Source organism: Pseudomonas graminis (assembly GCF_001705435.1).
Lineage (GTDB): Bacteria > Pseudomonadota > Gammaproteobacteria > Pseudomonadales > Pseudomonadaceae > Aquipseudomonas > Aquipseudomonas graminis_B.
In genome coordinates this window covers 54491-68002 of the sequence record NZ_MDEN01000062.1, presented here as the reverse complement: position 1 = coordinate 68002, position 13512 = coordinate 54491, and the positions used below count along the sequence as shown (strand labels likewise).

The window sequence follows — 13512 nt, the reverse complement described above, 5'->3', positions numbered from 1 at the left end:
ACGGTTGCTATTGGACGGATTCGGGGCGCACATGGCGGGCGGCGAACATCAGTACACCGGACAGAAAGCACGGCACGGCGCCGAAATACAGCGCCGACGTCTGCCAGTCGCCGCCAGCGCTCAGCACCGTGGTCGCGCCGAACCCTGCGACCACCGCGCCAATCGGGCCCATGGCGTGGATGATCGCGCCACCGGTGGCGCGGATGCTGGTCGGGAAGCTTTCGCTGATGAAAAACAGGGCCGCGGAATACGGACCGATCAGGAAGAACAGCCCGAGGCTGTACAGGCCGACCACCGTGGGCATGTTGCTGGGGCCGAAGAGCATGCCGGTGAACGACAGACCACCGAGCATCCAGCCCAGGCCGATCACGTTGCGCCGGCCGATCTTGTCGCCCATCCAACCGTGGCTCAGGTAACCGCAGTAACCCACCAGGTTCGACAGCACCAGGATGATCAGCGAGTTCTCGAAGGAGATGTGGTGCACGCTGACGATCACGGAGGTGCCCAGCACGCTGAACACTTGAATGGCCGCCCAGTTGAGCAGGATCGCTGCGCCGATCACCAGCGTGGCGCGCCGCGAGGTGCCCCGGAACGCTGCACCGATGCCAGCCGTGCGATGCTCTTCGTAGTCCACGCCGTAGGTCATCGCCACTTGCCTGGCCTGCTCAGCGTCGCCGGCCTTGCGCAGTTGGGTGATGCGCTGGTGTATCTGGAACTGCGGGCTCTCCTTGAGCTTGCGTGCCATGAACGCGATCACCAGCGCCGGGATCGCGGCGAAGACGAAGCAGCCCTGCCAGCCGATAATAGGCAGCAGCACCGCGGTCAATCCGGCGGCAATCAATGCGCCGACCGGCCAGCCGCCCTGCACCAGGCTGTAGATGAAGCCACGGCGTTTGGCCAGGCGCGGGTCCTCGGAGGCCGCATAGATTTCGCTGAGGTACGTGGCGTTAACGGTTTCTTCGGCGTACCCCAGCCCGCTCAGGGAGCGGATCAGGATCAGCGGCGACTTGCCCCATGACCCGCCCAGTGCCGTCAGCGCCGAGCAGATCGCGGAACCGGTGACCGTGAAAATGATGCCCATGCGTCGACCGAGACGGTCCACCAACGGCCCGATGGCCAGGGCGATGACCGCCGTGCCGACCGCAGCCCAGGTGGCGATTTCCGCCTGTTCCGCTTCGCCCCACTGAAAGTGCCGACCGATTTCCGGCAGCAAGGTGCCGAACAGGATGAAGTCGTACACCGCAAAGACCCACGCGAAAAAAGCGATCCAGGTGGCGTAGCGCACTTGCTCGGAAGTCAGTTGCTGGGGTTTCCAGCCGGTCAGATCAAGCTTGTTGTAGATGGACATGGGTCACGCCTCGGAATGAAGGGCCAATCAGCTGTGGCGAGGGTTACGGCGGACGAAGTCATCGGCGATTTCGTCGAACGTGACAAATTTGACGCCGGCATGGCTCTGGATGTGCTCGATCAGACGCTCCAGCATGAGCAGCACTTGCGGACGACCGGAGACGTCCGGGTGGATGGTCATGGTGAACACGGCGTGCTCGTGCTCGCGGTAAACCCAGTCGAACTGATCGCGCCACATCTCTTCCAGATGGCGCGGGTTGACGAAGCCGTGGCTGTTGGGCGCCTTTTTGATGAACATCATCGGCGGCAGGTCATCGAGGTACCAGTTGGCCGGAATCTCCACCAGGTCGGTTTCCTGACCGCGCACCAGCGGTTTCATCCAGGTGTCGGGGTGCTGGGTGTAATCGATCTTGGTCCAGCTGTCGCCGACGCGGACGTAGTACGGATGGAAGTCGTTGTGCATCAGGCTGTGGTCGTACTTGATGCCCTTCTTGAGCAGCAACTCGTTGGTGACCTTGCTGAACTCCCACCAGGGTGCGACGTAGCCGGTCGGGCGTTTGCCGGTCATTTGGGTGATCAGCTCGATGGACTTGTCGAGCACGATTTCTTCCTGCTCGGGGGTCATGGCGATGGGGTTTTCGTGGCTGTAGCCGTGCACCCCGATCTCGTGACCGGCGTCGAACACGGCCTTCATCTGCTCGGGAAACGTCTCCATCGAGTGACCGGGGACGAACCAGGTGGTGCGCAGGCCGTAGCGCTCGAACAGTTTGAGCAGCCGCGGCGCACCCACCTCACCCGCGAACAGGCCCCGGGAAATATCGTCAGGCGAATCTTCGCCACCGTAGGAACCTAACCAGCCTGCCACGGCGTCGACGTCGACACCGAAGGCGCACAGAATTTCTTTAGCCATCATCGTTCTCCAGCGGAGTTATCGGATCCTTCGTTTCGGGACGTGCGCAACGCGGCCTCAACGGCCAGCGCTGCGCGTAATAAACGTGAGTCTTCGCCACACGGCGCGCTGATCAACAGGCCCGTAGGCAGGCCGAGCGCGTCGCGGCCGCTGGGCAGCGACACGCCCGGCATGTCCAGCAAACTGCCCGGCATGGTCAGGCGCAACGTGGCCAGATTGGTGCGGATGAACAGGTCATCGTCGCTGAGCAATGGCGCGAGCGGCGGCGCCACATGGGCCACGCTCGGGGTGATCAGAAAGGCGCCATCGAGTTCGTCGCTCATCTGTTGCTGAAGGCGCTCGCGGGCGTTGTAGAGGTTGATCAAGTGGCTGGCCGGGAACGCCCGCGCCGCTTCAAGACGGCGTCGTACGCGAGGGTCGAGTTGCGCGGCCGCGTCGCTGTCGAGCAAGGCCTGATGCAGGGCGAACGCTTCCGCCGCACCGAGCCAGCCTTGCTGCTGGATCAGATCAAGCGTGGCCTGAAAGGCAGGCGACGGACGCACCTCGATCAATGCGCACTGGGCCTGCACCGCACTCACACCGCGCAGCAAATTGTCACGCACCGCGGGCTCGACGCGATCATCCTCAAGGACAGCCTGATCGACCCAAAACCGCTGGCCGGCCAACGGGCGTGGCAGCAAAGAGGTCGATTTCGTGCGACCCCGCAGGATGTCGTCAATGGCGATCGCATCGCGCACGCTGCGTGTCAGCGGGCCAAGGCTGTCGAGGCTGTGCGCGAGGGGAAAGACGCCGTCGCGGCTGTAGCGCCGGCAACTGCTGCGAACGCCCACCAGGCCGTTGAAGGCGGCCGGGATGCGGATTGATCCGGCCGTGTCAGTGCCCATGGCGACCGGGACGATGCCCGCCGCAACCGCCACCGCCGAGCCGGACGAGGAGCCGCCCGGAATACGCGGCTGGTCATGCCCGAGGGGATTGTGCGGCGTGCCGAAATGGGGGTTCAGACCCAGGCCCGAGTAGGCGAATTCACTGAGGTTGGTCTTCCCGACGCTGACCATCCCGGCCCGTGACAGCAGGCCGACGGTCTGCGCGTCCAGCAGCGCCGGCGCGACATCACGGCGCACCGCCGCGCCTGCAGTGGTCGGGCTGCCGGCCACGTCAAACAGGTCTTTCCAGGCGATGGGCACACCGTCCAGCACGCTGGCGGGTTGCCCGGCCTTCCAGCGCGCCGCCGAGGCTTGAGCTTCGCGACGCGCCCGGTGGGTGGAGAAAGAAATAAACACGTCATCGACTGCGGCGGCCTGGTTCAGTACCGCATCCAGGGCCTGCACCGGGTCGCTTCGGCCACTGGCGAAATCTTGTGCCATGGCCAGTGCGTCGGCGAGTAACGGATCCGGGAGGCGAGCGTCGGACATTTCATCTACCTTTAATGTACATATTCGGGAAATGTACATTTAGCAAAGGCAGAAAGCGTGCCAGAGTGGGCGTACGCTGATATCTGGAACGACCCGATGGACAAGTCTTCGGGCCAGAACGGCCGCGCTAGATACGTTGCCAGGCTTTTGAAGCTGACCGAAGGTGCGGGTTTACGAGCGTGAGGTGATGAGCGGCCTCAATAATGGATATTTACGAAAAGGTACGTTTTAGTGCAGAAAAGTAACAACGGCTCCAATACCGTGCGTTCTGACGTGACCCGCAGTGACAACCTGTCTTGTGCGAGAATCGCCGCCCGCCTCTCGAGAAGTGTATGAAATCGATGTCCGTCGAGGATTCCCGCACCCCGTCCCGCTACGCCACGATCCGGCAGGTCCTGCGCGATGCCATCGTCAACGGTGACGTGGCTGAAGGATTGGTGCTGCTCGAAGCGCCGCTGGCAGAGCTGTTCGGCACCAGCCGGGTGCCGGTGCGCCGGGCGCTGGACCTGCTCCATGAAGAAGGCCTGATCAGCCGATTCAACGGACGCGGTTATCTGGTCAATCCCGACGGCACCCACGTGGAGCCGCTACGACTGGCCCTGACCCACCACCAATTGGGTCTGGACAGCAGTGAAGAACTGGTCGACACCCGCCCGCTGGGGGAACGGATTTACGAGGAAATCGGCGCGGCGCTGTCGACCTGTATCGCGTTCGGTCATTACCGGCTCGACGAGCAGATTGCCGCCGAACACTATGGCGTGAGCCGGGCCGTGGTGCGCGAGGCGCTGATGCGTCTGCGTGATCGGGGGCTGGTAGAGAAAGAACCCTACTCCCAATGGCTGGCCGGGCCGCTTACGGCTCGGGAGGTGACCGAAGACTACGAGCTGCGCGCCTGCCTGGAGCCTGAAGCGTTGCGCCAGACCGCACCGGGACTGAGCCGCGACGACCTGGTCGCCATGCTTGCGCGGGTCGAAGCGGCGCAGAATAACCCGCAGTGCAGCCTGGCGGACATCGAGCGATTGGAGGAGGACCTGCATCACCACTGCCTGGCCGGCATCACCAACCGCAAGATCGCGACGTTGATCCGCCAGGGCCAGAGCCCGATGATCATCAGCCGGATTTTCTATAGCCAATTGGGTATCGGCCCTGACGACGCGATGCTGGCCGAACACCGTCTGATCCTGGAATTGCTGCTGCACGGCGCCTTCGATGCCGCCGCGCTGAACCTCAAGGAACACCTCAACCGCGCCAGCCAACGGATGCTGCAGCGGCTGAAAGTCCTGTCCGTGCTGCCTGAGCAGCCGGTCCCGGAATACTTGACCCGACTCAGTTGATGAAGAGCGGGCATGCGCGGAGTAGGACCGGCTTCAGCCGGGAAAGCGTCAGAGGCAACACCGCATTCACTCCGCCCGCATCACCCGATTGCGCCCCTCCTCCTTGCCCTCATACAAACGCTGATCCGCCCGGTTCAGCGCATCCCGGAACGTCTCGCCGTCTTTCAAGATGGCCACCGCAAGGGTCGCGCTGAGGGTCAGGCTCATCTGTCTGATCTCCCCGGCCTCCTCGCGAATGCGCGCCAGTATCCGCTCGGCGATCAGCCGCGCATCCTCGAAGGGGGTGTTGGGCATCAACACCAGAAACTCCTCGCCGCCCCAGCGCGCGGCGATGTCGGTGGTGCGCACGCACCGGGCGATGACGTCGGCCACCTGTTGCAGCACCACATCGCCCAGGTCGTGACCGTGCTGGTCGTTGATCTGCTTGAAATGATCGATGTCGATCAGCACCAGCGCCGTGGGTATCTCGCGGCGGCCCCCGCCCAACTGACGCAAGCGCTGCAGCACTCGCCGCCGGGTGTAGAGGTTGGTCAGGCTGTCGCGGTGAGCGGAGTGATAGAGGTTCATGTGCATGGACAGGTTGAAACGCACCGACAGCGCCGTGGCGTGAAGCAACAACGCTGTGGCGGTCAATGCGTTGGCGGCGCCGAACAGGTCCTGGGCGTGTTCGCTGACGCTGATCACCGGCACTTTGTTGCGCATGAGGTACCCGCCCACCGTGACAATAAGCACGGCAGCGCTCAGACAGCCGCGGCGTGCCGGCGAAGAATGAAAGCCGAAGGCGATGATCGGCACGATGCAGAAGACGTACAGATGGAAGTTGCTGTCCCAGCCCAGAACCCAGGTGGCGATGGCCGCATGGGCGATGATTTCGAGGCAGATCAGCATGCCGGCGCATCGATACAGGCGACGTTTGATCGCCAGCAGACAGGCGATGTACGCCGCGACGCTCACTGCATTGGTGACCCACATCACGGGCAGATCCACAATCAGGAACAGACCGAGCAGGAGCACGTGGAGCCCGAAAGCGATCTGCACGATCGGGATGATGTGTTTCCAGTATTCAACGGTGGCTTCCCGAGTGACCTGCGTGCGGTCATCGGCGGTGAGGGTATTCATCAGGATGTCTCGGAAAAAATAAGTACGGTGGCATGGGCGGTTGCTAAGGACAGTGTGCGGGGTGGCGCGATATCGCGATTCTGAATAGCACTAATTCCAATTTAGTCTGCTTGCAGGCCTTTGAATTTCCGGCATTTTTAAAGTTTAGGCATTTTGCCAGCATTTTATTTTTCGCCTGCATAAAACTAATTAAAAAGCCCGAGTGTCATTGAATTACGCGCAAGGACTCTTGCGTTCTGCCAATGACCAAAGGAACTGCCACTATGATTCGTGATGACCGAGTAACGCCCGCTGGCTACGATGATCCTGTCTACCGGGGCACCGCTGTTGCTCCCTTGCTCAAACGTATTTCCTGGGGCGCCATTCTGGCCGGTGTGGTACTCGCACTGGTGGTCTCGCTGATGCTCAGCCTGCTGGGCACCGCCATCGGCAGCGCCAGCATTGATCCGTTGCAGGAAGCCGACCCGCTGGCGGGCATGGGCAAAGGCACTGGCATCTGGCTGGGTGTCAGTATGGTCATTTCCCTGTTCATCGGTGGCTGGGCCGCCGGCCGGTTGGCCCATCGCGAAGGCGCCTTCCACGGCATTCTGGTCTGGGCCAGTGTTTCGCTGATCAGCGTTTACCTGGTGTCCAGCGCCGTGACCGGCGTCGTACGGGGCGGTCTGAACCTGGCAGGCAGCGGCCTGTCGGCAGTGGGCAGCGGCATCGCACAAGTGGCCCCGGCTGTGGGCGGCAAGATTCAGGAGCAACTGCGGGCCCAGGGCATTGACTTCAACCTGGACGATATCCAGGGTGAAATCGAACAGGCCATGCGCCAGACCGGCAAGCCGGAACTGGACCCGAACAAGGTCAAGCAAGACGTCGCCACGACCCAGGAAGACGCTAAAAACACCGCCCAGCGCAGTGCTGAAGCCCCACAACAGGCCGACCAGCAACTGAGCGGTTTGCTGGACCGCCTGAAAGCCAAGGGCGACCAGGCGTGGGATGCGGCTGACCGCCAGGCGTTCGTCAACCTGATCAAGGCTCGCGGCAACAAGACCGACGCCGAAGCCAACCAGATCGTTGATCAGGCCCAGGCCAGCTACCGTCAGGCGTACGCCAAGTACCAGGAGCTGAAAGCTCAGGCAGAACAGAAAGCCCGTGAAGCGGCTGACGTGGCGGCGAAAAACATTTCCCGCGCCGCCTGGATCCTGCTGATCACCCTCGTGGTGTCGGCCCTTGTCGCGGCAGGCGCTGGTGCAATGGGTCGTCGTACCCAACCGGCTGCGAAGATCGTCGGCGCTGTCTAAGCGTCGCGTATAGCGCAAAAAAAATGGCCCGATCCTGTGATCGGGCCATTTTTGTTTCAGGTCAACCTCCCCGCCGTACATCTGAAAACCACCGCGCTCAATCCTGAGCCAGGATGCTTCGCAACAATCCCGGAAACCGTGCATCCAGCTCGTCAGCGCGCAGGGAATTCATGTGGGTGGTGCCGATATTGCGGGTGTGCACCAGGCCTGCATCCCGCAGCACGCGGAAGTGATGGGACATGCTGGACTTGGGCCGCCCGCCGTCGAGTTCGCCACAGGTGGCCTCTGACACCGAGGAAAGACAACGAACGATTTCGAGGCGCACGGGGTCACTTAATGCGTAAAGCAAACGCTCAAGTGTGAGTTCGGTCGGTAACGGATGTTTGAAGGCGCGCATGCCGCCCATCATAGCGGGGGGTTTCATCCTCCGCCATATTTCGAATACTATCGAACAAGCGAATTCAATCATCAGGAGTATTTCCATGTCGGCATTGTTCGAACCCTTCACGCTGAAGGACGTAACCCTGCGTAACCGCATCGCCATTCCTCCAATGTGCCAGTACGTGGCAGACAACGGCGTCATCAACGACTGGCATCACGTTCACCTCGCGAGCATGGCCCGCGGCGGTGCCGGTCTGGTCGTCGTCGAAGCCACAGCCGTCTCCCCTGAAGGCCGCATCACCCCGGGCTGCGCCGGTATCTGGAGCGACGAGCACGCCCAGGCATTCATCCCTGCCGTGCAAGCTATCAAGGCCGCCGGCTCCATCCCCGGCATCCAGATCGCCCACGCCGGTCGCAAGGCCAGTGCCAACCGTCCATGGGAAGGCGACGACCACATGGCCGCCGATGACACCCGTGGCTGGCAGACCATCGCGCCGTCCGCCATCGCTTTCGGCGCCAACCTGCCGAAAGTCCCGCAGGAAATGACCCTCGACGACATCGCCCGGGTCAAGCAGGACTTCGTCGACGCCGCGCGCCGCGCCCGTGAAGCAGGCTTCGAGTGGATCGAACTGCACTTCGCCCACGGTTACCTGGGCCAGAGCTTCTTCTCCGAACACTCCAACCAGCGCACTGACGCCTACGGTGGCAGCTTCGACAACCGCAGCCGCTTCCTGCTGGAAACCCTCGCTGCCGTCCGTGAAGTCTGGCCGGAAAACCTGCCCCTGACCGCGCGCTTCGGTGTGATCGAGTACGACGGCCGTGACGAGCAGACCCTCAGCGAATCCATCGAACTGGCGCGCCGCTTCAAGGCCGGCGGTCTCGACCTGCTGAGCGTCAGTGTCGGTTTCACCATCCCGGAAACCAATATCCCGTGGGGCCCGGCCTTTATGGGCCCGATCGCCGAACGTGTGCGTCGCGAAGCCGATATCCCGGTGACGTCGGCATGGGGGTTTGGCGATCCAAAACTGGCCCAGGCCGCCGTGCAGAATGGTCAGTTGGACCTGGTCTCGATCGGCCGTGCGCACCTGGCGGACCCGCATTGGGCGTATTTCGCCGCCAAAGAGCTGGGCGTCGACAAAGCGTCGTGGACCCTGCCTGCGCCTTACGCGCACTGGCTTGAACGCTACCGCTAAGCGTCACGCGATACAGAATGCCGCCCCTTGAGGCGGCATTTTTATTTGCCGACGGCACTGGTTACTATCCGCTGCCGGCCGGCTGCCCATGCGCCCTGCCCGATTTGAATTCCCATCCCAGGACCTGACGATGATCAGAGAGTTGAAAACCTTTGTCTGCGTTGCGCGGCGAGGCACCTTTGCGGCGGCCGGACGTGAGGTCGGGCTGACGCAATCGGCGGTGAGTGCGCAGATCAAATACCTCGAAGACACCCTCGGCGTGATCCTGTTCGACCGCACCGGCCGCGCCGCCACCCTCAACGCTGCCGGGCAGCGCGCCGTCGCACTGGCTGAAGAAATGCTACAGTTGTTCGGGCGCATGGGCAGCCCCGACAGCGCCAACGATTTTCGTGGCGCGCTGCGCATCGGCGCCATCAGCACCGCGCAGACCGGCATGTTGCCCCAAGCCTTGGTGGCGCTGCGCAGCAAGGCGCCTTTTATCGAAGCCAGTCTGGTGCCGGGGGTGTCACTGAACCTGCTCAGCCAGGTGGACGCCGGCGAGCTCGACCTGGCGATCATGATCAAACCGCCGTTCGCGCTGCCCAAGGAGCTGCACGCGGAAGTCATCGCCAAGGAGCCGTTCGTGCTGATCACGCCGGCGAACATGCAAGGCGACGACCCACGGCAGATTCTCAGCGACCACCCCTTCATTCGCTACGATCAACGCTCGTTCGGCGGGCGCCGGGTGACGCAGTTTCTGCGCGAGCGCAAGCTCGAGGTGCGGCAAACCCTGGAGCTCGACGAGCTGGACGCCATCGTCAAAATGGTCCGCGCCGGGCTCGGCGTAGCGCTGGTGCCCATGGCCGGGTTGTGGCTGGAGCATGCGCAGGACGTGCGGATCATTGATCTGGGCGAGATGACCTTCTTCCGCGAGATCGTGCTGGTGAGCAAATACCTGCAGCGGCACACGCCACTGCTGGACCTGTTTCGCCGTTGCGTCATCGACACGCTGAATCAGCCGGCGCGCTGAGGGCCATCTGCAGACGGCTATTTGGCGAAGAGTTGACTCATGTCTTTGAAGGCCTTGAATTCCAGGGCGTTGCCGCACGGGTCGAACAGAAACATGGTCGCCTGCTCGCCGACCTGGCCCTGAAAACGGATATAGGGCTCGATCACAAACCGGGTTTCGCGGGCGCGCAGCCGCTCCGCCAGTGCTTCCCATTCCGCCCAGTGCAGGATGATGCCGAAATGCGGAACCGGCACGTCGTGACCGTCCACGGCGTTGGAATGCACGGATTCCTGGGATGTGGTTTTGGGGTGCTCATGGATGACCAATTGATGGCCGTAGAAATCAAAATCGACCCACTGCTCGCTGGAGCGGCCTTCGGAAAGACCGAAAACGTCGCCGTAGAAGTGCCGCGCGGCGGCGAGGTCATAAACAGGAATAGCGAGGTGAAATGGCGAGAGGCTCATGGTCGATCCTTGGACGGGAATGATAGGAACGGATTGTTGACCGTGATCGACCGCTGCGAAAGCAGATATCTCTTCTGCTGAGCCTCACCTATTTCGATCAATCACGCCTTCTATTCAACGGCAGCGTTGAAATGTCCAAAGGCTCGGCAGTGGGGTAAGGCAGCTGGGCGTGCAAAAACGCCACACGGCAAAGCAATTTTTCGCAGTGCCAATGGAACTTTAGTAGTGGCATTATGCCCTACATCCGTTCGGGTGATTTATCCCCCCCGGTTCCACTGACCTTCTTGGCTACCTCCACCATGAAAAAGCTACTGCTCGCAGCCCTTTGTCTGTCCTCTTTCGCCACCCATGCTGATGCCACGCAAATCTCCGGGGCACTGGGTGCCACCAGCCAGGGTGGCTTGACCGGCCGCGTTGCTTTGGGTTTCGACTGGGACAAGGCATGGCTGGAAAGCTCCACCGGCAAACTGACCGGCTATTGGGATCTGGGCTACACCTACTGGGAAGCGGGCAAACAGGCCGGCGCGCGCCATTCGGCGTCGTTTGCCCCGGTGTTCGTTTATGAGTTCGGCGGCGGCCCGGTCAAACCGTTTATCGAAGCGGGCGTGGGCGTTTCGCTGTTTACCGGCGCGTCCGCGGGCGATCAGACGTTTGGCTCGGCGTTCAACTTTGAAGACCGCCTCGGCGCCGGCCTGAAGTTCGGCGACGCCCAGCGCGTGGGTGTGCGCGTGACGCACTATTCGAACGCGGGGATCAAAGAGCCCAATGACGGGATCGAGTCCTACGCGCTGGTTTACAGTCAGGCGCTTTGAGGGCTGAAGTTCCATCGAACTGAGGTTCCAGCGGCAAGCTGCAAGGGGCGTGCCTGACCCTTGAGCCAACGCCGGGCGGACGCCAGAGGGCTGCTTTTGCAGCCCCATATTTTGGGTCTCTGCCCAGCTCCCCTTGCCTACCTCCTCGCTTTACATACCTTTCGCCTACCAACCTTTCATGACACGCCATCGGTATTACACGACCGATTGTCAGATTCCAGCGAGGCAGAGGCCTGTTTTAACCCGCAAGCCATTCATCTATGGCCCCGCTCGCCGATAGACCGGCAGACAGACTGCAATCCTTTCCCTGCAATCGCTTGAAGGCTCTACGGCATGACCAAATCCCTGAAATTCAGTCACAAGATTCTACTGGCGGCCTCGCTGGTGGTGATCGCCGCATTTACCTTGTTCACCCTCTACAACGATTATCTGCAACGGACGGCCATTCGGGATCAGTTAAGGGAAAGTCTGAATCAGACGGGCGAGAGTACGGCCGGTAACATCCAGAACTGGATGTCGGGACGCATCCTGCTGGTGGAAAACGTTGCCGAGGGCGCCGCGGTGTCGCCGTCGCCCGACGTGTTCAATCGTCTGCTGGGCCAGCCGACGCTGATCTCGACGTTCATGAGCATCTATCTGGGCAAGGCCGATGGCTCGTTCGTGACGCAACCGCCCGACGACATGCCCGGCGATTACGATCCGCGTACCCGCCCCTGGTACACCGACGCGCTGAAGGCCGGCAAAACCACCTTGACCGAGCCGTACCTGGACGCGGTCACCAAAGGCCTGATCGTGACGATCGCAACGCCGGTCAAAGGCCCCTCCGGCGTGGCCGGCGTCGCGGGCGGCGACCTGAGCCTGGAAGTGCTGGTGAAGATGATCAGCGCGCTGCGCCTGCAGAACGACGGCCATGCCTTTCTGGTCGACGCCAACGGCCGCATCCTCGTGCATCCGGACACCTCGCTGGTCATGAAGACCCTGGCCGAGGTGTACCCGAACGACACACCGCGCCTGTCCCAGGACATCAGCGAAAGCAAGCACGACGGCAAGACGGAAATCCTCACCTTCGTCCACGTCAATGGTCTGCCGTCGGTCAACTGGTACGTCGGCATCTCGGTGGACAAGGCTCAGGCCTACGCCGCACTGGGCGATTTCCGTAACTCGGCGATCATCGCCACGATCATCGCCGTGGTGCTGATCATTCTGCTGCTGGGCGTGCTGCTCAGCGTGCTGATGCGTCCATTGAATACCATGGGCCGCGCCATGCACGACATCGCCGCGGGCGAAGGCGATCTGACCAAACGTCTGGAGGTCCTCAGCCAGGACGAATTCGGCTACCTGGGCAACGGCTTCAACCTGTTCGTGGAGCGGATCCATGACTCGATGCGCGAAGTGGCCTCCTCCACCGTGCAGCTCAACGAAGTCGCGTTGCGGGTGGTGAGCGCCTCGAACTCCTCGATGCTCAACTCCGACCAGCAGGCCAACCGCACCAGCAGTGTCGCGGCGGCCATCAACGAACTGGGCGCTGCCGCGCAGGAAATCGCGCAGAACGCCGCCATGGCCTCGGGCCATTCCAGCGACGCCCGCAACATGGCGTCCAACGGTCAGGCCGTGGTCGGTCAGAACATTGAGGCGATGAACCGGTTGTCGACGCGCATCAGCGGCGCCAGCGAGCAGATCGAACAGCTCAACACCAAGACCGCCAACATCGGGCAGATCCTCGAAGTCATCACCGGCATCTCCCAGCAAACCAACCTGCTGGCGCTCAACGCTGCCATCGAAGCCGCGCGCGCCGGGGAAGCCGGGCGCGGGTTTGCCGTGGTGGCTGACGAAGTCCGCAGCCTGGCGCATCGCACCCAGGAGTCGGCCAGTCAGGTGCAGAAAATGATCGAGGAGCTGCAACACGGCGCCCGTGAAGCGGTGGCAATCATGAATGACAGCCAGCGCGAGAGCCACGAAAGCGTGAGCATCGCCAACCAGGCCGGCACCAGCCTGGAAAGCGTGACGGTGCGGATCGGCGAGATCGACGCGATGAACCAGTCGGTCGCCACCGCCACCGAGGAACAGACCTCGGTGGTCGAAGCGATCAACGTCGACATCACCGAGATCAACACGCTGAACCAGGAAGGCGTGGAAAACCTGCAAGCCACGCTGCGCGCCTGTTCCGACCTGGAACGTCAGTCGGCGCGCTTGACGCAGCTGGTGGGCAGTTTCCGTATCTGAGGCAAGGCGCAGCGCTGTTCGTCGCAAACCTGACGCTTGA

Annotated in this window: 12 protein-coding genes and 1 pseudogene; 7 read left to right on the top strand and 6 right to left on the bottom strand. The window is 62.3% G+C overall.

The window, feature by feature from the left end; all coding sequences use genetic code 11:
• Nucleotides 1-7: 7 nt before the first annotated feature.
• From BBI10_RS12420 to BBI10_RS12410, 3 genes are read right to left on the bottom strand one after another with little or no spacing between them, the layout of a single operon-like run.
• Nucleotides 8-1348, bottom strand: coding sequence for an MFS transporter (locus BBI10_RS12420; RefSeq protein WP_065988814.1), 1341 nt, complete (start codon nucleotides 1346-1348; stop codon nucleotides 8-10).
• 27 nt (nucleotides 1349-1375) lie between these two features.
• The gene (locus BBI10_RS12415) at nucleotides 1376-2257 is read right to left on the bottom strand and encodes a polysaccharide deacetylase family protein (RefSeq protein WP_065988813.1); all 882 of its coding nucleotides are present in this window, start codon (nucleotides 2255-2257) and stop codon (nucleotides 1376-1378) included.
• A complete protein-coding gene (locus BBI10_RS12410; RefSeq protein WP_065988812.1) occupies nucleotides 2257-3669 on the bottom strand; it encodes an amidase in 1413 nt (470 codons plus the stop codon). Before BBI10_RS12410 ends, BBI10_RS12415 begins: the two co-directional genes overlap by 1 nt.
• A 341-nt stretch (nucleotides 3670-4010) precedes the next feature.
• On the opposite strand from BBI10_RS12410, the gene BBI10_RS12405 reads away from it, so the two are divergent.
• The gene (locus BBI10_RS12405; RefSeq protein WP_432213748.1) at nucleotides 4011-5003 is read left to right on the top strand and encodes a GntR family transcriptional regulator; all 993 of its coding nucleotides are present in this window, start codon (nucleotides 4011-4013) and stop codon (nucleotides 5001-5003) included.
• Between the two features lie 66 nt (nucleotides 5004-5069).
• On the opposite strand, the gene BBI10_RS12400 is transcribed toward BBI10_RS12405, so the two are convergent.
• The gene (locus BBI10_RS12400) at nucleotides 5070-6122 is read right to left on the bottom strand and encodes a GGDEF domain-containing protein (protein ID WP_065988810.1); all 1053 of its coding nucleotides are present in this window, start codon (nucleotides 6120-6122) and stop codon (nucleotides 5070-5072) included.
• A 263-nt stretch (nucleotides 6123-6385) separates the two neighbouring features.
• Here BBI10_RS12400 and BBI10_RS12395 point away from each other — a divergent pair, with 263 nt between their 5' ends.
• Nucleotides 6386-7411 (top strand): YrzE family protein, encoded by a 1026-nt coding sequence (locus BBI10_RS12395; protein ID WP_065988809.1) that lies wholly within the window; start codon nucleotides 6386-6388, stop codon nucleotides 7409-7411.
• A gap of 97 nt (nucleotides 7412-7508) precedes the next feature.
• On the opposite strand, the gene BBI10_RS12390 is transcribed toward BBI10_RS12395, so the two are convergent.
• Complete coding sequence (locus BBI10_RS12390; RefSeq protein WP_065989065.1) at nucleotides 7509-7808, bottom strand: ArsR/SmtB family transcription factor; 300 nt, start codon at nucleotides 7806-7808, stop codon at nucleotides 7509-7511.
• 85 nt (nucleotides 7809-7893) lie between these two features.
• Between BBI10_RS12390 and BBI10_RS12385 the strand changes: the two genes are divergently transcribed.
• Complete coding sequence (locus tag BBI10_RS12385) at nucleotides 7894-8985, top strand: NADH:flavin oxidoreductase/NADH oxidase (protein WP_065988808.1); 1092 nt, start codon at nucleotides 7894-7896, stop codon at nucleotides 8983-8985.
• A gap of 130 nt (nucleotides 8986-9115) precedes the next feature.
• Entirely contained in the window at nucleotides 9116-9994 is an 879-nt protein-coding gene (locus BBI10_RS12380; protein WP_065988807.1) for a LysR family transcriptional regulator, read from the top strand.
• Between the two features lie 17 nt (nucleotides 9995-10011).
• Here BBI10_RS12380 and BBI10_RS12375 read toward each other — a convergent pair whose 3' ends face one another.
• Complete coding sequence (locus BBI10_RS12375; protein ID WP_065988806.1) at nucleotides 10012-10437, bottom strand: VOC family protein; 426 nt, start codon at nucleotides 10435-10437, stop codon at nucleotides 10012-10014.
• Between the two features lie 299 nt (nucleotides 10438-10736).
• Between BBI10_RS12375 and BBI10_RS12370 the strand changes: the two genes are divergently transcribed.
• From BBI10_RS12370 to BBI10_RS28575, 3 genes and pseudogenes are all read left to right on the top strand, one after another.
• Entirely contained in the window at nucleotides 10737-11249 is a 513-nt protein-coding gene (locus tag BBI10_RS12370) for an acyloxyacyl hydrolase (protein ID WP_065989064.1), read from the top strand.
• A 333-nt stretch (nucleotides 11250-11582) separates the two neighbouring features.
• Nucleotides 11583-12617 (top strand): annotated as a pseudogene (locus tag BBI10_RS28580) (HAMP domain-containing protein); the annotation flags it as partial.
• A gap of 15 nt (nucleotides 12618-12632) precedes the next feature.
• The gene (locus BBI10_RS28575) at nucleotides 12633-13472 is read left to right on the top strand and encodes a methyl-accepting chemotaxis protein (protein WP_410929048.1); all 840 of its coding nucleotides are present in this window, start codon (nucleotides 12633-12635) and stop codon (nucleotides 13470-13472) included.
• The last annotated feature ends 40 nt before the right edge of the window (nucleotides 13473-13512 follow it).

Coding starts and splice junctions, on each gene's coding strand:
- BBI10_RS12420 (WP_065988814.1), bottom strand. CDS start 1,348: ATGTCCATCTACAACAAGCTTGATCTGACCGGCTGGAAACCCCAGCAA.
- BBI10_RS12415 (WP_065988813.1), bottom strand. CDS start 2,257: ATGGCTAAAGAAATTCTGTGCGCCTTCGGTGTCGACGTCGACGCCGTG.
- BBI10_RS12410 (WP_065988812.1), bottom strand. CDS start 3,669: ATGTCCGACGCTCGCCTCCCGGATCCGTTACTCGCCGACGCACTGGCC.
- BBI10_RS12405 (WP_432213748.1), top strand. CDS start 4,011: ATGTCCGTCGAGGATTCCCGCACCCCGTCCCGCTACGCCACGATCCGG.
- BBI10_RS12400 (WP_065988810.1), bottom strand. CDS start 6,122: ATGAATACCCTCACCGCCGATGACCGCACGCAGGTCACTCGGGAAGCC.
- BBI10_RS12395 (WP_065988809.1), top strand. CDS start 6,386: ATGATTCGTGATGACCGAGTAACGCCCGCTGGCTACGATGATCCTGTC.
- BBI10_RS12390 (WP_065989065.1), bottom strand. CDS start 7,808: ATGCGCGCCTTCAAACATCCGTTACCGACCGAACTCACACTTGAGCGT.
- BBI10_RS12385 (WP_065988808.1), top strand. CDS start 7,894: ATGTCGGCATTGTTCGAACCCTTCACGCTGAAGGACGTAACCCTGCGT.
- BBI10_RS12380 (WP_065988807.1), top strand. CDS start 9,116: ATGATCAGAGAGTTGAAAACCTTTGTCTGCGTTGCGCGGCGAGGCACC.
- BBI10_RS12375 (WP_065988806.1), bottom strand. CDS start 10,437: ATGAGCCTCTCGCCATTTCACCTCGCTATTCCTGTTTATGACCTCGCC.
- BBI10_RS12370 (WP_065989064.1), top strand. CDS start 10,737: ATGAAAAAGCTACTGCTCGCAGCCCTTTGTCTGTCCTCTTTCGCCACC.
- BBI10_RS28575 (WP_410929048.1), top strand. CDS start 12,633: ATGCGCGAAGTGGCCTCCTCCACCGTGCAGCTCAACGAAGTCGCGTTG.